Here is an 18,633-nt window from a genome sequence, read left to right on the forward strand (position 1 = left end):
CTTACCCGCGACGGCGTAACGCTTCTCGATCAATTCCTTGGTCAGCGGCGCCGGGGCGGTCCCGGCGGCGGTCCTGGCCATCCCGGTGGACCCGGTGGCGGGCCGGGTGGGCCAGGCGGTGGCCCGTGGGACACCCCTCCCCCTCCGCCACCGAACATGGGTTGGCGTGGGATCGATCAAGGCCGGTTCGACCATCAACCGTTCAACTACAACGGCCACTGGGTGACACCGTTCTTCAACCAGCAGTTCAACAACTGGGGCTTCTGGCTGTTCGGTATTTGGATCCCACTATGACTCGCTGCTCAAACTGATTGTGCCCGGGCACTTCTCGACCCGGTTGCCGCTTTCTACCGCAGGGTCGCGGCGAGGCAACGACCACAACCCAGGCGTGGAAAACGGCGCAGAGACAACAGCACTGCCACCGCTTTCTACCGCAGGGTCGCGACAAGGCAACGACCACAACCCAGGCGCAGAAAACGGCGCAGAGAGGCGCAGGGACACGACGAAAACGGCGGTCTGCCACTCCAGGCAGGCCGCCGTTTTCGTGGCCAACTCAGCTCATACGCTCGGCGCAGTCAGGCCAGATAGGCGACCTCGTCGCGCAAGCGTTCGGCCGCGGCGCGCAGATCGGCCACTACGGGGCCCTTCCGCAGCACCTCACGTGACACCGCGGGAAGTACCAGTCGGGCCCCACCCAGGCCGCCCAGCGCGTCGGCACGCCCGCCCTGGGCGCCGACCCCTGGAGCCAGTACCGGGCCACCCAATGCGCTCAGATCCGGAGGTTCGGTGACGGTCGCCCCGACCACCACACCGACCGAACCGATGGACCCACCAGCCGACCGGTTCACCGCGGCCACGTCGTCCACGATCGACTGCGCGACGGTGCGCGACCCGGCCACCGCCTGCTGGACGCTCGGCCCCTCCGGATTGGACGTGGCGGCCAGGACGAACACGCCGCGGCCATGGGTCGCGGCGGTGTCCAGCAAGGGCTGCAACGACCCGAAACCCAGATACGGCGACGCGGTGACCGCATCAGCCGCCAGCGGCGAATCACCGGCCCACGCCGCGGCATAGGCCGCCATGGTCGAGCCGATGTCACCGCGCTTGGCATCGGCGAGCACCAGCACACCGGCCTCGCGCAGCCCCACCATGGTGCGTTCCAGCACCGCGAACCCGGCCGAGCCGTACGCCTCGAAGAACGCCACCTGGGGCTTGACGATCGCAAACCCGGCAAACGCCGTCACGCAGATGTCGCAGAACGCGGCCAGCCCGTCGGCATCGGCGGAAAGGCCCCACGCGGTCAGCAGTTCGGGATGCGGGTCGATGCCGGGGCACAGCGGGCCCCGCTCCGATACCGCGGCGGCCAACCGTGCCCCGAAAGCATCCATCGTCAGCGCGTTTCCAGCTCGCTGTGCAGCTCCTGCAGCGACATCACCCCGATGTCACCGCGGATGGCCGCCTCGATGCCCTGCACCGCCGCCGAAGCGCCCTGCACCGTCGTCACGCACGGGATGTTCATCGAGACGGCGGCCGAACGGATCTCGTAACCGTCCACGCGAGGCCCGGAGTTTCCGTACGGCGTGTTGATCACCATGTCGACCTCGCCGGCCTTGATGGCGTCGACCGACGACGGCAGATCGCGGGCTCCACCGGGCAGTTCTGAGTGCTTACGCACCTCGTCACACGGAATACCGTTGCGACGCAACATCTCTGCCGTTCCCTCGGTGGCCAGCACACGGAACCCGAGATCGGCCAGTCGCTTGACCGGGAATACCAGCGAACGTTTGTCGCGGTTGGCCACCGACACGAACACCGTGCCCGAGGTCGGCAGCGACCCGTAGGCCGCGGTCTGGCTCTTGGCGAAGGCGGTACCGAAGTCGTGGTCGATGCCCATCACCTCACCCGTCGACTTCATCTCCGGTCCCAGCAGGTTGTCGATCTGAGCCCCGTCGGCGCGGCGGAATCGGTGGAACGGCAGCACGGCTTCCTTGACCGCGACCGGAGCGTTGCGGGCAATCGTGGCCCCGTCCCCGGTCTTGTTCAACAGCCCCTCCTCGCGCAGCTCCGCGATGGTGGCGCCCAGCATCACCCGCGAACAGGCCTTGGCCAGCGGCACCGCGGTGGCCTTGGAGACAAAGGGCACCGTGCGGGACGCTCTCGGGTTGGCCTCCAGCACGTAGAGCACGTCGTCCTTGAGCGCGTACTGGACGTTGAGCAGACCCACCACGCCGATTCCGTGGGCGATGGCCTCGGTGGCGCGGCGCACCGCTTCGATGTCGCTGCGGCCCAGGGTCACCGGGGGCAGCGCGCACGCCGAGTCGCCGGAGTGGATGCCGGCCTCCTCGATGTGCTCCATGATCCCGCCGATGTACACCTCGTTGCCGTCGCACAACGCGTCGACGTCGATCTCGATCGCGTCTTCGAGGAACCGGTCGACCAGCACCGGGTGTTCCGGGGACAGCTGGGTGGCGCGGGCGATGTAGCCCTCCAGGGTCGCCTCGTCGTAGACGATCTCCATGCCGCGCCCGCCCAGCACGTAAGAGGGACGGACCAGCACCGGGTACCCGATGTCCGACGCGATCCGGCGGGCCTGCTCGAAGCTGGTGGCGGTGCCGAACCGCGGGGCCGGCAGGCCGGCGTTGACCAACACCTCACCGAAAAGCCCACGGTCCTCGGCCAGGTCGATGGCGTCGGGCCCGGTGCCCACGATCGGCACGCCGGCCTCTTCCAGACGCTTGGCCAGACCCAGCGGGGTCTGGCCGCCGAGCTGCACGATGACGCCGACGACACCGGGTCCGGATCCGTCGTCCCCCTTACCGGAGGTGTCTTCGGCGTAGTAGACCTCCAGCACGTCCTCGAAGGTCAGCGGCTCGAAGTACAGCCGGTCGGCGGTGTCGTAGTCGGTGGACACCGTCTCGGGGTTGCAGTTGACCATCACGGTCTCGAAGCCGACGGCGCTGAGCGTCGTCGCGGCATGCACACAGCTGTAGTCGAATTCGATTCCCTGGCCGATGCGGTTGGGCCCGGAACCCAGGATCAGCACCTTGGGCTTCTCGATCTGCGGGGCGACCTCGGTCTCGGCCGACGGATCGAGTTCGTAACTGCTGTAGTGGTAGGGCGTCTTCGCGTCGAACTCGGCTGCGCAGGTGTCCACGGTCTTGTACACCGGGTGGATTCCCAGCCGGCGACGCAGCGCACGCACACCCGACTCGCCGGCCAACTCCGGTCGCAGTGCGGCGATCTGACGATCCGACAGCCCGTTGTGCTTGGCCCGCCGCAGCAGTTCCTCGTCGAGCACCGGCGCTTCCAGCAGTTCGGCCCGCAGCGCGACCAGCCCGGCGATCTGCTCGATGAACCACGGGTCGACGCCGGAGGCCTCGGCCACCTGCTCGACACTGGCACCCAGGCGCAGCGCGTATTCGATGTCGTAGAGCCGGCCGTCCACCGCGGTGCGCAGGCCCTGCAGAACTTCGTCGACCGTCAGGTCGGGATCGGGCCCGGTCCAGAACCCGGCCCGGCTGGTCTCCAGCGACCGCATCACCTTGCCGAGCGCCTCGATGAAGTTGCGGCCCAAGGACATCGCCTCGCCGACGGACTTCATCGTGGTGGTCAGGGTGGCGTCGGCGCCGGGGAACTTCTCGAACGCGAACCGGGGTGCCTTGACCACCACGTAGTCCAGCGTGGGCTCGAAGCAGGCCGGGGTCTCTTTGGTGATGTCGTTGAGGATCTCGTCGAGGGTGTAGCCGATGGCCAGCTTGGCCGCGATCTTGGCGATCGGGAAGCCCGTGGCCTTCGACGCCAGCGCCGAGGACCGGGACACCCGGGGGTTCATCTCGATGACGATCAGGCGTCCGTCGCGCGGGTTGACCGCGAACTGGATGTTGCAGCCGCCGGTGTCCACACCGACCTCGCGCAGGATGTCGATGCCCAGGCTGCGCATCGTCTGGTATTCGCGGTCGGTCAGCGTCATCGCCGGCGCCACGGTCACCGAGTCACCGGTGTGCACACCCATCGGATCGAAGTTCTCGATCGAGCACACCACCACCACGTTGTCGCGGCCGTCGCGCATCAGCTCGAGCTCGAATTCCTTCCACCCGTAGATGGATTCCTCGATCAGCACATTCGCCGACGGCGAGGCGGCCAGGCCGTCACCGGCCATCCGCTCGACATCCTCGGCCGAATAGGCCATGCCCGAACCGAGCCCGCCCATGGTGAAGCTGGGGCGCACCACGACCGGCAGGCCCAGGTCGGCCACCGTCTCGCGGACCTCGTCCATGGTGAAACAGACGCGGCTGCGGGCGGATTCACCGCCCACCTTGGCGACGATGTCCTTGAACTTCTGCCGGTCCTCACCGCGCTGGATGGCCTCGAAGTCCGCGCCGATCAGTTCGACCCCGTACTTTTCCAGGATGCCGCGGTCATGGAGGGCGACGGCGGTGTTCAGCGCCGTCTGCCCACCGAGCGTGGCCAGCACGGCGTCGATCTTGTTGCCCCGCTCGGCATGCTGGGCCAGCACCTTCTCCACGAACTCCGGCGTGATGGGCTCGACGTAGGTGTGGTCGGCGTACTCCGGGTCGGTCATGATCGTCGCCGGGTTGGAGTTGATCAGGCTGACCTGAATGCCCTCGGACCGCAGCACTCGGCAGGCCTGGGTGCCCGAATAGTCGAATTCGCAGGCCTGTCCGATGACGATCGGCCCGGACCCGATCACCAGGACATGGTTGAGGTCGGAACGGCGTGGCATTACTTCTCTCCTGCCATCAGATCGATGAACTGGTCGAACAGGTAGTTCGCATCGTGCGGCCCGGCGGCGGCCTCGGGGTGATACTGGACCGAGAAGGCCCGACCGTTGGCCAGCCGAATCCCTTCCACCACACCGTCGTTGGCGCAGGTGTGGCTGACCTCGGCGGCGCCGAAGGGAGTGTCGAACGTCTCCCCTGCCTCACCCTCCAGGGCGAAGCCGTGGTTCTGGGCGGTGATCGCCACCCGTCCGGTGACGTGGTCGATCACCGGGATGTTGATGCCGCGGTGACCGAAGACCATCTTGTAAGTCGACCGGCCCAGCGCACGGCCGAGGATCTGGTTGCCGAAGCAGATGCCGAACAACGGGATTCCCGCGCCGAGCACCTCGCGGGTCACCTCGACGATGTGGTCGGCGGTGGCCGGGTCACCGGGGCCGTTCGACAAGAACACCCCGTCGGGTTTGAGATCGGCGATGGCGTCGAAGCTGACCGAGGACGGCAGCACGTGGCTGCGGATGCCGCGGCGGGCGAAGTTGCGCGGGGTGTTGGTCTTGATCCCGAGATCGACCGCGGCGACGGTGAACCGGTGCGGGCCTTCGGGTTCCACGACATAACCGGCGTCGGTGCTGACCTCACCGGCCAGATCCGCGCCCAACATCGAGGGCTGGTCCAGCACCCGGGCCACCAGCTCGTCGATGGACGCCGTGGCCGATTCATCCGAGAACACGCCGGCCTTCATCGACCCGCGGGTCCGCAGATGGCGGACCACCGCGCGGGTGTCGATGCCCGCGATGCCGACGATGCCCTGTCGCCTCAACTCGTCCTCGAGCGTCCCGGAGGCGCGCCAGTTCGAGGCGCGCGGCGAGGGGTCGCGCACCGCGTAACCCGCCACCCAGATCTTGTCCCCGCGGCTTTCGCCGTCCTCGCCGTTCCAGCCGGTGTTGCCGATCTGCGGTGCGGTGGCAACCACGATCTGGCCGTGATAGCTGGGATCGGTGAGCGTTTCCTGGTAACCCGACATGCCGGTGGAGAACACCGCCTCGCCGAGGGTCTCACCGACGGCTCCGAATGCCGTGCCGGTGAAGACGCGCCCGTCCTCAAGTACCAGAACCGCTTTGCCTGATTGGCGGCCCGCCGCCGTGGTGTTGCGCTTGTCCGTATTGCTCGTGCTCGTCATGCCTCTTCCTCCAGCCAGCGGTCGTACTCTGCGCGGTTGTCTGCGCGGAACCCGGTGTCGATCTCGGTGCCCGAGGGCAGCCGCCACCTGATGGCCAGAATTCCGTCGTGCGTCAATGCTTTTCCTGCGATCCCCCGCTCGGTGCGGATCGCGACGATCGATTCGTCGGGAATCCACACCGGCCCAGCACCGCTGCGCTGCATCATGATTCCCTCGGGATAGCGCGTCAGCACCGCCTTGGCCCGGAAGCCCAGGCCGCCGGCGGCCACCTTGTCATTCCAGTGCGGCACCACCGTGCTGCCGACGTACATCCCTTTGGTGGGCCGGATGATCGCCGCGCCGACGGTGTCGGGCAGCGGCGGCAGGTGGCCGATCATCTCGGCCTGCCGCTGCGCACGGTGCAGCCAGCCGCGCATCATCTGGCGGATCAGAAACGCGATCAGGACGGCCAGCAGGGCCGCCATCACCAGCGATGCGATCAGCGTGGGAGTGTTCACGGCGTTGGCCCCAGCCCGGCCGGAGCCGCTTTGCCGTCCAACGCCGTGATCCGGCCGCGCAGCAGGGTGGCGGTCACCGTGGCCGGCAGGGTCATCGACTCGAACGGGGTGTTGTCCGACCGGCTGGCCAGCTCGTCACCTTCGACCGTCCAGGTCGCGTCGGGATCGATCACCGTGAGGTTGGCCGGCTCCCCCACCTCCAACGGCCGGCCCTGATCCGGCAGACCGACGATGGCCGCCGGGGCCTCGCTCATCACCTTCGCGACCCCGCGCCAGGTCAGCAGACCTGGCCGCACCATGGTCTCGGCCACCACCGACAGCGCGGTCTGCAGGCCGAGCATGCCCGGGCGGGCCACCGAGAACTCGCAGCACTTCTCGTGCTCCGCGTGTGGGGCATGATCGGTGGCCACACAGTCGATGACGCCGTCGGCCAACGCCTGGCGCAGAGCCTGCGCATCACTGGATTCGCGCAGCGGCGGGTTCACCCGGTTGCGCCCGTCGTAGCTCGCGAGTCGACTGTCGTCGAGCAGCAGGTGGTGTGGGGTTACTTCGGCGGTGATCGAAACACCTTGCGCCTTGGCCCATTTCAGCAACTCCACGGTACCCGCGGTGGAGGCGTGGCAGATGTGCACCCGGGCCCCGGCGTCGCGGGCCAGGATCGCGTCACGGGCGACGATCGACTCCTCGGCCGAGCGGGGCCAGCCGGCCAACCCCAGTCGGGCGGCGTTGGGGCCCTCGTGGGCCACCGCGCCCACGGTCAGTCGCGGCTCCTCGGCATGCTGGGCGATGAGCACCCCGAGGCCGGTGGCGTATTCCAGGGCGCGTCGCATCACCAGCGGATCGTCGACGCACACACCGTCGTCGGAGAACATCCGAACCTGGCCGACACCGTCTGCCATCAGGCCCATCTCGGTGAGCTGCTTACCTTTGAGGCCGACCGTGACCGCGCCCACCGGGTGCACGTCGACCAGACCGACCTGCTGGCCGCGGTTCCACACATGGTCGGTGATCACCGCGGAGTCGGCAACCGGGTCGGTATTGGCCATCGCGAACACCGCGGTGTAACCGCCCAGGGCCGCTGCAGCCGAACCGGTTTCGATGTCCTCGGCATATTCGCGGCCCGGCTCGCGCAGATGGGTGTGCAGATCGACGAACCCAGGCAACAGCACCTGACCGGGGGCCTCGATCACCTCGGCCCCGTCGGGAGCATCGGAACCGATCCCAGGTCCAATTTCCACGATCTGCCCGTCCGCGATCCGGACGTCGACCTGGTCGCCTTCGCCGTAGAGACGGACCCCGCGAATGAGTACCTGTTGCGCGGTCATACGCTGATCGCCTCCCGATCCGCACCCACCAGCAGATGGAACAGCACCGCCATCCGCACGTGGACACCATTTGAAACCTGTTGCAGGACAGCAGACTGTGAGGAATCGGCCACCGGGAAGGAGATCTCCATGCCGCGCACCATCGGGCCCGGGTGCAGCACCACGGCATTGCCGGGCAGCATGGCCTGCCGCTTCTCCGACAACCCGTAGCGCACCGAATACTCGCGGGCCGACGGGAAGAACGCCCCATTCATCCGTTCCGCCTGGACCCGCAGCATCAGGACCGCATCGGCTGCGGGCAGCTCGGCGTCGAGGTCAGAAGACACCGTGACGGGCCAGTCTTTCGCCCCGGTGGGCAGCAGGGTCGGCGGCGCCACCAGCACCACCTCGGCCCCCAGGGTGTTCAGCAGCGTCACATTCGAGCGGGCCACCCGGCTGTGCAGGACGTCACCGACGATGACCACGCGCCGGCCTTCGATACCGCCCAGGCGTTGCCGGATCGTCAGCGCATCGAGCAGGGCCTGGGTCGGATGCTCATGCGTACCGTCGCCGGCGTTGATGACAGATGGTCCGCCGTTTTCCTCCGCGGTCCACTCGGCGAGCTGCTGGGCCGCCCCCGAGGCCGGATGACGGATGATCAGCGCGTCGGCTCCGGCGGCGCGCAGCGTCAGCGCGGTGTCGCGTAGCGATTCCCCTTTGCCCACAGAGGATCCCGACGAGCTGACGTTGATCACGTCGGCGCTCATCCACTTGCCGGCGACCTCGAAGGACACCCGGGTCCGGGTGGAGTTCTCGTAGAACATGGTGATGACGGTGCGGCCGCGTAGCGTCGGCAGCTTCTTGACCTCACGGCCCAGCAGCGCCTCTCGGAAGCGGTCGGCGTCGTCGAGGATCGCCGTCGCATCCTCGCGGGTGAGGTCCCCAGCCGACAGCAGATGACGTGTCGTCATAGTTGTCGATTCCTCACGCAAGCGTTCGTCATAGTTGTCGATTCCTCACGCAAGCGTTCGTCATTTCGAAATCACCACTCCGTCACGATCGTCGTGCTCGGACAACAGCACATGCACGCTCTCGCTGCGTGAGGTCGGCACGTTCTTGCCGACGTAATCGGCACGGATCGGCAACTCCCGGTGACCACGGTCGACGAGCACTGCGAGCTGCACCACCCTGGGCCGACCGACGTCGCGCAGAGCGTCCAGCGCCGAGCGCACCGAGCGCCCGGAGAACAGCACGTCGTCCACCAGGATCACCACCGCGTCGTCGATGCCGCCGGCCGGGATCGAGGTCGACTCGAGCGGACGCGGTGGCTTGAAGTTGAGGTCATCGCGATACAGCGTGATGTCCAACGCTCCGTGCGCGACCTCGACGCCCGCGAACTCATCGATCTTGGCGGCCAACCGGGTGGCCAACGTCACACCGCGAGTAGGGATTCCGAGGAGGACGACGCGCTCACGCTCGGCTGGATCGTCCAGCGCGGTCTTCTCGATGATCTGATGCGCGATCCGGGAAATGGTGCGGCCGACGTCCGCCGCAGACAACAATTCCCGGTCGGTACCTGAAGAGCCCATGAAGTGACCCTGACCTCCTTCTCCGCCTCTCGGGACGGATCGTTAAAGGACGTCGAACTGCCCCGTAGCTTAGCAGGCCGCAACGGCCGGCCTCGCCGCAGTCACGTCACGTCGGCGTCCAGGGCAGCGCCCTTGGTCTCGGGCAGCAGCAATGTCGAGACGATGCTGACGATCACGAAGACCGCCATCAGCAGCCCCACGGCCCAACTGCCGAAGTCGCTCACCAGCACGCCGGCGATCAGCGGCGGCACCGCACCGCCGACAATGCCGGCCAGGTTGAAGGCCAACCCGGCACCGGTGTAGCGGTAGCGGGTGGCAAAGATCTCAGGCAGGAACGAGGCGATCGGCCCGTAGGAGATCCCGAAGATGGCGAACGTGCCGCCGATCGCCAGCGCAAACAGCCACGGCGAGCCGGTGTCGATCATCGGCATCACACAGAACGCCCACGGCAGGGCGATGGCGAAGCCGATCAGGATGATCCGCCGCCTGCCGTAGCGGTCACACCACATCGCCGAGAGCGCGGTGAACGTCATGAGCGCGACACCGGCGAGGACCCCCACGGTCAGGATGAGGCTGCGCGGATGCCCGATCCGGGTCGCGGCATAGCTCAACAGATACGTGCCACCGAGAAAGCTCATCGCGAAGATGCCGATCATGCATCCGGCGGCGAGCAGCACCTGCGTGGTCTGGGTCCGCACCAGCTCACCCAACGGGGCCCGCGGGACCGCGTCGCGTTGTTTTTCGGCCACGAACACCGGCGTCTCGTCGATGCTGAGCCGGACGTAGAGCGCCACGACCACCAGCACCCCGCTGAACAGGAAGGGCACCCGCCAGCCCCAGTCGAGGAACATCGGGCTCTTCTCGCCGATGGTGACGTTGGCGATGAGGAACACCAGGTTGCTGACGGCAAGCCCGGCGCCGGCGCCCAATTGGGTGAACATGCCGTATCTGCCGCGCTGGTCGCCGGGGGCGTACTCGGCCGACAGCAGGGCCGAGCCGGCCCACTCCCCGCCGACGGCGAAGCCCTGACACAGCCTCAAGCTGAGCAGGATGATCGGCGCGAGCACCCCGATGGACGCCGCGCTGGGCACCAGGCCGACCGCGAAGGTCGCGGTCCCCATGATCAACAGGGTGGCGATCAACGTTTTCTTGCGGCCCAGGCGATCTCCGAAGTGACCGAACACCGCCGCACCGATCGGGCGGGAGAAGAACGCCGCCGCGAAGGTGGCCAACGACGAGATGGTGCCCATCGTCGGGCTCAGGGCCGGGAAGAAGATCTTCGGGAACACCAGCGCGGCGGCCGTGCCGTAGATGTAGAAGTCGTAGAACTCGATCGCCGTGCCGACGAAGCTGGCGAACGCCACCCGCCTCATCGGGTTCGGCTCCACGCCGGGCGTCCGGCCCGGCTCGCCCTCGATCTGCTCCTGCTGGGTCATCTGCCTCTTCTCGCGCCGCAGTCTTGCCAGAGCAGTATCACCCGGCGGCGGATTCAGGCGATCTCGAACCCGTGGTAGCCGGCCACGGCCACGCCGTCACAGATCTGCTTGTAGATGCCGACACCGCCGACGAACGGCAAGAACACCCGCCGTTTACCCGGCACGTTTGCGCCCATGTACCACGATGCCGCCTGCGGCAGCAGCGTGAGATCGGCGGTGTCGTTGGTGATGTTGACCCAGTTGTCCTCGGCCGCAGGATCGGCCTCCATGCGGCGGTACCCGTGCGCACGGAGGTGCACCAGCGCCGCGCTGATCCACTCGACGTGGTACTCGATCGAGGTGAGCATGTTGGACAGCACCGAGGGACTCTGCGGCCCGGTGACGGTGAACAGGTTCGGGAACCCCGCCGACATCAGGCCGAGGTAGGTGCGTGGCCCGTCGGCCCACTTCTGGCGGAGACTGCCGTGCAGCCCGTGGATGTCGATCGCATTCAATGCCCCCGTCATGGCGTCGAATCCGGTGGCCAGCACGATCACGTCGAACTCGTGCTCGGTGTCACCGGCGAGGATTCCCCGCTCGGTGATCCGGCGCAACGGCTCGGTGTTGAGATCGACCAGCGTCACGTTGTCCTGGTTGAACACCTCGTAGTATCCGGTGTCCACGCACAGCCGTTTCGCCGCGATCGGATAACTCCGCGGCGTCAGCTTCTCGGCAACCTGTGGATCTGCGACCTTCTGCCGGATCCGGTCCCGCACATACTCGGCGGCAGTCTCATTGGCCACCGGATCGAGCAGCAGATCGTAGAACGACTGCTGGAAACACAATCCACCGTCGTCCCAGCGCCGGTTGAGCTCGCCGCGCACCGCATCGGGACCGAGATCACCGAAGAACGGGGGCAGTTCGGCACCCTCACCGCACTGCGCGCCACCCCGCGTCAGCCGGCTGATCTCCCGGAACTGCGGGTAGCGCTGTTTGACCTCGGCGAGTTCGTCGGCAATCACACGGTTCTGCGCCGGGACGGCATACGGGGGTGTCCGTTGGAAGACCGTCAGTGCTCCGACCGTCGGGGCGATGGCGGTGATCGTCTGCACCCCAGAGGAACCCGTGCCCACGACGGCCACGCGCTTGCCGGTGAGGTCGGCGTCGTCCGGCCAGTCCCAGGTCCAGAGGATGTCACCGGCGAAATCGTCCAGCCCCTCCAAGGACGGGACCAACGGCTTGGACAGGCACCCGGTGGCCGCGATCACGAACGTCGCGCTGACCCGGTCGCCTGAATCCGTCGTGACGGTCCACTCATTGTGATCGTCGTCGAAAGCCATTGCCACGACTCGGGTCCCGAAGGTGATATCCCGCCGGAGGTCGTAGCGGTCGGCGACATGCCTGGCATAGGCCAACAGCTCCGGCTGGGCGGCGTATCGCTCCGTCCAGTTCCACGACTGCTGCAGGTCGGGGTCGAACGAGTAGGAGTATTCGATCGATTCGATGTCGCAGCGGGCCCCGGGGTAACGGTTCCAGTACCAGGTACCGCCCACCTCCGGGCCGGCCTCGACGATGTGCGCGTCGAACCCGAGTCGACGCAGTCTGTGCAGCTGGTAGAGACCGGCGAATCCGGCGCCGATGATGATCACGTCGCGGTCGGCCATCGCTCACACCGCCTTTCGGCCGGATCGGGATGCCTCGACGAACGCCCCGATATGGTCGGCGACCAACCTGATGCCCGTCTGGTAGCCGGGGAGGATGTTGGCCATCTGGAAGTACCCGTGCATCTGGCCGGCTGCCTCCTCCAGTGTCACGTTCACCCCGGCCTCGGCCAACGCGGCGGCATAGGCGACGCCCTCGTCGCGCAGTGGGTCGTATTCGGCGACATAGACGAGCGCCGGTGGAAGACCCGCGAGACTGGAGGCCCGCAACGGTGAGGCATCCGGGTGAGTGCGCGCGGCGGGGTCGGGCAGGTAGTGCGCCCAGAACCAGATCATGGTGTCGCGGCCGAGCATCAGCTGATTTTCCGGCGCGACGTACGACGGCCGCTCGAAGTCACAGTCGGTCACCGGATAGATCAGGGCCTGGTAATCGACCCTGGGCCCGTGCCGGTCCCGGGCCCACCGCGCCATCACCGCGGCGATGTTGCCGCCGGCGCTGTCTCCGGCCACCACCAACGGGACCTCGGGAGAAGTCAATTCCGCTGCGGCCCAGCACAACCCGATCCAACTGTCCTGCAGCGCGGTCGGGAATCGATGTTCGGGCGCCTTGCGGTAGTTCACCAGGACCACGGTGGAGCCGGTCAGGTTGGCCAGCTGCCGGGCGAGGTGGTCGTACTGCAGGTCGATGTCACCGATCACCCAGCCGCCGCCGTGGAAATACACGATCACCGAACGGGATTCGCCGTCGGGAATCAGGACGCGGACCCGGAACCTCCCGCCGTCCTCACCCTCGAGCTTGAGGTTGCGCACCGCGGCCACCTCGGGTCCGCGTCCACTCATCCCGGCGAAGATGGGTCCGGCCATCCGGGCCATCGCCGGCGTACCCTCATGCATTGGCGGATCGCGGGTTTCGGCCAGTTGCGCCAACAGCGCCTGGGTCACCGGTTCCAACGCCATCAGGTCACCGCTGGATCGACTTGATCTCGAGGAACTCCTCGAGGCCGTATCGACCGGCTTCGCGCCCGTTGCCCGATTGCTTGTAGCCACCGAAGGGCGCGTTGGCGTTGAAGGCACCCGCGTTGATCTGCACCTGCCCGGCCCTGATTCGGCGCGCGACATTCTCCGCGCGTTCTGGCGAGGACGACCAGACCGCGCCGGCCAGACCGTAATCGGTGGCGTTGGCGATCCGCACGGCCTCGTCGTCCGAGTCGTAGGCCTCGATGGCCAGAACCGGGCCGAAGACCTCTTCCTTGTGGATCGTCATGTCTTCGGTGACATCCGAGAAGACGGTCGGCTGGACGAAGGCGCCCGGGCCCTCGGCTTCCGTTTCACCGCCGGTGACCAGACGCGCCCCCTCGGCGATCGCGGTGCGGATGTGGCCGAACACCCGTTCCTGCTGTGCCCGGGATGACAACGGGCCCAGGGCAGTTCCCTCGTCGGTCGGGTCGCCCACCGGCAATGCGTCGGCGGCGGCCTTGGCCAGCGCCTCCACCTCGGCCAGCTTGTCGCGCGGGACGATCATGCGGGTCAGTGCCGAACAGGTCTGTCCGGAGTTGAGCATCATGGCCTTGACCGATGCGGGCACCACCGATTCCAAGTCGGCGTCGTCGAGAATGATGTTGGGGCTCTTGCCCCCGAGTTCCAGTGACACCCGCTTGACGGTGCGGGCGGCGACTTCCTGTACCCGGCGGCCGGCCCGCGTGGAGCCGGTGAAGCTGACGATGTCGACGTCGTCATGCCCGGCGATCGCCTCCCCCACATCCGCGCCGGTACCGAACACCAGGTTGAACACGCCTGGGGGCAGACCGATCTCGTCGATGATCTGCGTCAGGGCAAGCGCGCACAGCGGTGTCACTTCGCTGGGTTTGACCACGACGGTGTTGCCCGCGGCCAATCCGTAGGCGACCTTCAGGGCGATCTGGTGCAACGGGTAGTTCCAGGGTGTGATCGCGCTGAGCACGCCGAACGGCTCGCGCACGATCGTCGACCCGCGATACTCACTTTCGAACTCGTAGTCCCGCACGATGTTGGCGGCCTCGGTGAAACTGTTGAGCGGCAACCCCAACTGAATCGCCCGAGAAATCGAGATGGGACAACCCATTTCGGCGGAGATGGTGCGGGCCACCTCCTCGGACCGCTCGGCCAGCTTGCCGGCGATCGCGGTGAGATAGTCTGCCCGCTCGCCGACCGGTGTCGCGGCCCACGCCGGGAAGGCGGCCCGGGCCACAGCGACCGCGGCGTCGACGTCGGCGGTGGTGCCCGCCACCACCTCGGCGATCACCTCGTCGTTGGCCGGGTTGACGACCGGGATGCGGGTGGTTCCACTCGAAACCGCCCATTTGCCGTCAATGTAGTTGCTTTCCTGGATGTGCATTGGAGCCCCTTGGTCAGTTCAGTAGTCGGCGTCGGAGTAGACGACGAGGCCGCGAAGATTCTTGCCGTCGAACATGTCCCGGTATCCCTGGTTGATGTCCTCCAGGCGGTAGCGCGCGGTGACGAGTTCGTCGAGCTTGAGGGCACCGCAGCGGTAGAGGTCGAGCAGCCGCGGGATCTGGGTGCGGGGGCCGACGCCGCCGAACACCGCGCCTTGGACCCGTTTCTGCAGCAGGGTGAGCTCGAAGAGGTTGAGGTCGACGGTGGACTGCGTGAAATCGCCCATGCCGGTGACGATCACCTGCCCGCCCTTGCCGGTCAGGCTCAGCGCCTGCTGGATGTGTTCGCCTTTGATCTCGCCGACCGTGATGATGGAGACCTGGGCCATCTTGCCCCACGTGAGGTCGGGCAACTCGGCCGCGGCGTCCTCGACGGAGGCGAACGTGTGGGTGGCGCCGAATTCGAGCGCCTTCTTCCGCTTGAAGTCGACCGGGTCGATCGCGACGACGAACCGCGCCCCGGCGAACCGTGCGCCCTGCACCGCGTTGATGCCGACGCCTCCGATGCCCATCACCACGACCGTGTCGCCCGGACGGGTGTCACCGATCTCGGTTGCCGAGCCCCAGCCGGTGGAGACTCCGCAGCCCAGCAGCGCGGCCACCTCCAGCGGCACATCTTTTTCGATCTTGACGACCGACGCCTGACTGACGGTGACGTACGGCGCGAAGGTGCCGAGCAGGCACATCTGGATTATCGGTTGGCCGTCACGGGTCACCCGGTAGGTCTTGTCGGAGACGGCCTGGCCGGTCAACAGCCCGGCGCCCTCGTCGCAGAGGTTCTGCAGACCGGTGGCGCATGACGGACAGGTGCCGCACGCCGGGATGAAGGCGAGCACGACGTGATCGCCCTCGGCCAAACCGGTCACGCCGGGGCCGACCTTGGTGATCACCCCGGCACCCTCATGTCCGCCGAGCACGGGCATGAACGGCACCGGGCTACTGCCGGCGACAACATGGGCGTCGGAATGGCACAGGCCCGACGCGGTCAACCGCACCTGCACCTCGCCGGCCACCGGATCTCCGAGGTCCACCTCGCAGATCGTCCACGGTGCGCCGATCTCTTCGACGACAGCAGCTTTTACTTTCACCAGCGCGTCTCCTCGCGTGTCACCAGACACAGATACGGGCCATCTGAGATGTACATCACTATCTCCGCAACCGTAGGGCGGCGACTCGCGCTGCGACAGGACTGTCCCGGCCACAACTCGACATTTCCGGCCAATTCGGCGGTCTGCGGCGCCGTTGACCGGGCTTCTCCGGTCGGCAAAACTGGTCAGCATGACGTCGGGTCTTGCCGAATCCGCAGATCAGGGCGCACTCCCCGGGTCCGGAGTCCTGCAGTCGACCAATCGGGTCATAGCGGCCATGACCGACCCCTGGGACCACCCGCGCACGGCGGTCTCGGTGGCGATCATGTGCGAGTGGGCGGGCCAGCGCGGCATCTCCGCCGGCGCAGTGCTGGCGGGTTCTCACCTCGATGCCTACTCGCTGGCCGACATCGACACCGTCGTCGAGGCCAGTCAGGAGCTCGCGGTGATCCGCAATCTGGCCGCACTGACCGGGAATCAGCCAGGTTTGGGAGTGGAACTGGGCCGCCGATACCACCTGACCGCATACGGCTACCTGGGCTATCTGCTGGCAGCCTCGGCGAGCGTGCGGGACACGGTACACCGGGGTCTGTACTACGCGATGCTGACGTTCGCCTTCTCGACCATGACGGCCCGCATCGATGACGGCGACCGGTACGTGCTGGCATTCGAGGCCGACGACATGCCTGATCTCGTCCGGCGATTCGTCATCGAACGAGATCTGACCGCCGTCATGCAGATCCAGCGCGACACCTTTCCGGACTTCGACGCGGTACCGCTTCGGGAGGTCCGATTCTCCTTCCCGCCGATGTCCGTGAGTGGCGTCGAGATCTATCGCGACTACTTCCGCGTGCCGGTGTGGTTCGGCTGCGACCGGAACGAGATCGTCTATGACGCCGGGTATCTCGATCTGGCGCTGCCGATGGCGAACGCGCACACCACCGAGCTCATGGTCGCCCAGTGCGACCGCATCCGCGCCGAGCGGCTGCACCACACCGGCGTCGCCGCCCAGGTGCGCGCACATCTCCTCGATCAGTCTTCACTCGACCTCACGCTGGACGACGTGGCACTGCACCTGCGCTACGCCCCGCGCACGCTGCGTCGGCACCTCGAGCACGAGGGCACCACCTACCGCGCCGTGCTGGACGAGGTGCGCCGCAGCGTCGCCGACAACTTGCTGCGCGATCGCACGATTCCGCACTACGAGGTGGCCCGCCGGCTCGGCTACCAGGACTGGCCGAGCGTGGTGAGGGCGCGCCGGCGCTGGCGTCGGAGGTGAGCCGCTAACCTGGCGCGGATGAACCTCGACGGCAATCAGACCTCCATCCGTGAGGCGATCGACGCCGGCCTGCTGGCCGGTGCGGTCACCCTGGTGTGGCAGGCGGGCAAGGTACTTCAGGTCAACACCCTGGGCCACCGCGACGTCGACGCCGGGCTGCCGATGCAACGGGACACCATCTTCCGGATCGCCTCCATGACAAAGCCCGTCACCGTCGCGGCGGCGATGGCGCTGGCCGAGGAGGGCAAGCTCGCGCTGAACGAGCCGGTGACCAAGTGGCTGCCGGAGCTGTCCGACATGCGGGTACTGCGCGAAGCGCGCGGACCGCTGGACCGCACGGAACCCGCACGCCGGCCCATCACGTTCGACGACCTGATGACCCACCGCAGCGGGCTCGCCTACGTGTTCTCCGTCCTGGGCCCGCTGGCGTCGGCCTACGGCAAACTGTCGCTGCGTCAGGATCAAGACCGCTGGCTGACCGAGGTGGCCGCGCTCCCGCTGGCGCATCAACCCGGCGAGCGCCTGACCTACAGCCACTCCACCGACGTGCTGGGCATCGCGTTGTCCCGCATCGAAGGCAAGCCACTGTCCCAGGTGCTGGCCGAGCGGATCTTCGAGCCGCTCGGGATGGCCGACACCGGGTTCTCGGTGGGCGTCGCCGGCCGGCGCCGCGCGGCCACGATGTACCAACTGACCGCCGACAACAAGCTCACCCACGATGTGATGGGGCCGGCGCCGATCACCGATCCCCCGTTCTGCACGGGCGGGGCCGGGTTGTTCTCCACGGCCGACGACTACCTGAAGTTCGCCCGAATGTTGTTGGGCGGCGGCATCGTCGACGGAGTGCGTGTGCTTTCCGACGAGTCGGTGCGGTTGATGCGGACCGACCGGCTCACGCCCGAGCAGAAGCAGTACCAGTTCCTCGGCGCCCCGTTCTGGGTCGGCCGGGGGTTCGGACTGAATCTGTCGGTGGTGACCGATCCGGCGAAGTCGCGACAGCTGTTCGGCCCGGGCGGCCTGGGCACTTTCAGTTGGCCCGGCGCGTACGGCACCTGGTGGCAGGCCGACCCGTCGGCAGATCTGATCCTGATCTACCTGATCCAGAACCATCCGAATCTGGGCGTGGACGCCGCGGCCATCAGTGGCAACACCTCGCTGGCGAAACTGCAGACGGCCCAACCCCGATTCGTCCGGCGCACGTACCAGGCGCTGGAGCTCTAACTCGTCGCCGGCAACGCGGCCGCCAGCTTGGCTTCGGCGATCCGGTAGAAGCCGTCGAGCGCTGACTCCTCCACGCTCAGGTACTCACACACGACCTCGCGGGCGACCCCGGCGTCTCGCAGTCGCAGAGCCAGCGAATACGGCAATGGCAGTGCCCGCAGCGCCTGTTCGCGTGTCTCGCCCTCGTCGGCCATGCGATCCAGGATGCGACGGTTCGACGGACCCCAA

The 18,633-nt window shown here is 67.3% G+C and carries 16 protein-coding genes; 2 read left to right on the forward strand and 14 right to left on the reverse strand.

From position 1 onward, the window contains the following. The 13 genes from A5699_RS29800 to A5699_RS04530 form a co-directional block, all read right to left on the reverse strand. The coding region (locus A5699_RS29800) for a hypothetical protein (RefSeq protein WP_157561081.1) at nucleotides 1-219 on the reverse strand (219 nt) is incomplete at its 3' end. 356 nt (nucleotides 220-575) lie between these two features. Further along, entirely contained in the window at nucleotides 576-1,388 is an 813-nt protein-coding gene (gene pyrF / locus A5699_RS04475) for an orotidine-5'-phosphate decarboxylase (protein ID WP_067765991.1), read from the reverse strand. Between the two features lie 2 nt (nucleotides 1,389-1,390). Next, nucleotides 1,391-4,744, reverse strand: coding sequence for a carbamoyl-phosphate synthase large subunit (carB, locus tag A5699_RS04480; protein WP_067765994.1), 3,354 nt, complete (start codon nucleotides 4,742-4,744; stop codon nucleotides 1,391-1,393). After that, entirely contained in the window at nucleotides 4,744-5,919 is a 1,176-nt protein-coding gene (gene carA, locus A5699_RS04485; RefSeq protein ID WP_067765997.1) for a glutamine-hydrolyzing carbamoyl-phosphate synthase small subunit, read from the reverse strand. The genes carB and carA overlap by 1 nt, the downstream gene beginning before the upstream one ends. Beyond that, nucleotides 5,916-6,416 (reverse strand): transporter, encoded by a 501-nt coding sequence (locus tag A5699_RS04490; protein WP_067766000.1) that lies wholly within the window; start codon nucleotides 6,414-6,416, stop codon nucleotides 5,916-5,918. Before A5699_RS04490 ends, carA begins: the two co-directional genes overlap by 4 nt. Next, nucleotides 6,413-7,741 (reverse strand): dihydroorotase, encoded by a 1,329-nt coding sequence (locus A5699_RS04495; RefSeq protein ID WP_067766003.1) that lies wholly within the window; start codon nucleotides 7,739-7,741, stop codon nucleotides 6,413-6,415. Before A5699_RS04495 ends, A5699_RS04490 begins: the two co-directional genes overlap by 4 nt. Then, complete coding sequence (locus A5699_RS04500; protein WP_067766006.1) at nucleotides 7,738-8,691, reverse strand: aspartate carbamoyltransferase catalytic subunit; 954 nt, start codon at nucleotides 8,689-8,691, stop codon at nucleotides 7,738-7,740. Before A5699_RS04500 ends, A5699_RS04495 begins: the two co-directional genes overlap by 4 nt. Before the next feature lie 60 nt (nucleotides 8,692-8,751). Further along, a complete protein-coding gene (gene pyrR / locus A5699_RS04505) occupies nucleotides 8,752-9,309 on the reverse strand; it encodes a bifunctional pyr operon transcriptional regulator/uracil phosphoribosyltransferase PyrR (RefSeq protein WP_067766009.1) in 558 nt (185 codons plus the stop codon). 101 nt (nucleotides 9,310-9,410) lie between these two features. Continuing rightward, nucleotides 9,411-10,745 carry an MFS transporter gene (locus A5699_RS04510; RefSeq protein WP_067766012.1) on the reverse strand — a complete coding sequence of 445 codons (1,335 nt, stop codon included), beginning with the start codon at nucleotides 10,743-10,745 and terminating at the stop codon, nucleotides 9,411-9,413. 53 nt (nucleotides 10,746-10,798) lie between these two features. Then, entirely contained in the window at nucleotides 10,799-12,388 is a 1,590-nt protein-coding gene (locus tag A5699_RS04515; RefSeq protein WP_067766015.1) for an NAD(P)/FAD-dependent oxidoreductase, read from the reverse strand. A gap of 3 nt (nucleotides 12,389-12,391) precedes the next feature. Then, a complete protein-coding gene (locus A5699_RS04520; protein WP_067766017.1) occupies nucleotides 12,392-13,342 on the reverse strand; it encodes an alpha/beta hydrolase in 951 nt (316 codons plus the stop codon). A gap of 4 nt (nucleotides 13,343-13,346) precedes the next feature. Continuing rightward, nucleotides 13,347-14,759 carry an aldehyde dehydrogenase family protein gene (locus tag A5699_RS04525; RefSeq protein ID WP_067766020.1) on the reverse strand — a complete coding sequence of 471 codons (1,413 nt, stop codon included), beginning with the start codon at nucleotides 14,757-14,759 and terminating at the stop codon, nucleotides 13,347-13,349. Between the two features lie 18 nt (nucleotides 14,760-14,777). Next, a complete protein-coding gene (locus A5699_RS04530; protein ID WP_067766023.1) occupies nucleotides 14,778-15,905 on the reverse strand; it encodes an NDMA-dependent alcohol dehydrogenase in 1,128 nt (375 codons plus the stop codon). 190 nt (nucleotides 15,906-16,095) lie between these two features. Between A5699_RS04530 and A5699_RS04535 the strand changes: the two genes are divergently transcribed. After that, nucleotides 16,096-17,184, forward strand: a complete 1,089-nt coding sequence (locus A5699_RS04535; RefSeq protein ID WP_067766026.1) for an AraC family transcriptional regulator — start codon at nucleotides 16,096-16,098, stop codon at nucleotides 17,182-17,184. Nucleotides 17,185-17,202: 18 nt separating this feature from the next. Further along, the gene (locus A5699_RS04540; RefSeq protein ID WP_067766029.1) at nucleotides 17,203-18,405 is read left to right on the forward strand and encodes a serine hydrolase; all 1,203 of its coding nucleotides are present in this window, start codon (nucleotides 17,203-17,205) and stop codon (nucleotides 18,403-18,405) included. Here A5699_RS04540 and A5699_RS04545 read toward each other — a convergent pair. Continuing rightward, on the reverse strand, nucleotides 18,402-18,599 hold the full coding sequence (locus A5699_RS04545; protein ID WP_067766033.1) for a hypothetical protein: 198 nt from the start codon (nucleotides 18,597-18,599) through the stop codon (nucleotides 18,402-18,404). The genes A5699_RS04540 and A5699_RS04545 overlap by 4 nt on opposite strands. Nucleotides 18,600-18,633: the final 34 nt, after the last annotated feature.

Origin of the sequence: Mycobacterium sp. E802, from assembly GCF_001666875.1 — a bacterium.
Taxonomy (GTDB): Bacteria; Actinomycetota; Actinomycetes; order Mycobacteriales; family Mycobacteriaceae; genus Mycobacterium.

Bases quoted from the DNA above. Each gene is read 5' to 3' on its own strand.
- A5699_RS04540 (WP_067766029.1), top strand. From the start codon at position 17,203: ATGAACCTCGACGGCAATCAGACCTCCATCCGTGAGGCGATCGACGCC.
- A5699_RS04545 (WP_067766033.1), bottom strand. From the start codon at position 18,599: ATGGCCGACGAGGGCGAGACACGCGAACAGGCGCTGCGGGCACTGCCA.
- A5699_RS04520 (WP_067766017.1), bottom strand. From the start codon at position 13,342: ATGGCGTTGGAACCGGTGACCCAGGCGCTGTTGGCGCAACTGGCCGAA.
- A5699_RS04500 (WP_067766006.1), bottom strand. From the start codon at position 8,691: ATGACGACACGTCATCTGCTGTCGGCTGGGGACCTCACCCGCGAGGAT.
- pyrR (WP_067766009.1), bottom strand. From the start codon at position 9,309: ATGGGCTCTTCAGGTACCGACCGGGAATTGTTGTCTGCGGCGGACGTC.
- A5699_RS04495 (WP_067766003.1), bottom strand. From the start codon at position 7,741: ATGACCGCGCAACAGGTACTCATTCGCGGGGTCCGTCTCTACGGCGAA.
- carB (WP_067765994.1), bottom strand. From the start codon at position 4,744: ATGCCACGCCGTTCCGACCTCAACCATGTCCTGGTGATCGGGTCCGGG.
- pyrF (WP_067765991.1), bottom strand. From the start codon at position 1,388: ATGGATGCTTTCGGGGCACGGTTGGCCGCCGCGGTATCGGAGCGGGGC.
- carA (WP_067765997.1), bottom strand. From the start codon at position 5,919: ATGACGAGCACGAGCAATACGGACAAGCGCAACACCACGGCGGCGGGC.
- A5699_RS04535 (WP_067766026.1), top strand. From the start codon at position 16,096: ATGACGTCGGGTCTTGCCGAATCCGCAGATCAGGGCGCACTCCCCGGG.
- A5699_RS04510 (WP_067766012.1), bottom strand. From the start codon at position 10,745: ATGACCCAGCAGGAGCAGATCGAGGGCGAGCCGGGCCGGACGCCCGGC.
- A5699_RS04525 (WP_067766020.1), bottom strand. From the start codon at position 14,759: ATGCACATCCAGGAAAGCAACTACATTGACGGCAAATGGGCGGTTTCG.
- A5699_RS04515 (WP_067766015.1), bottom strand. From the start codon at position 12,388: ATGGCCGACCGCGACGTGATCATCATCGGCGCCGGATTCGCCGGTCTC.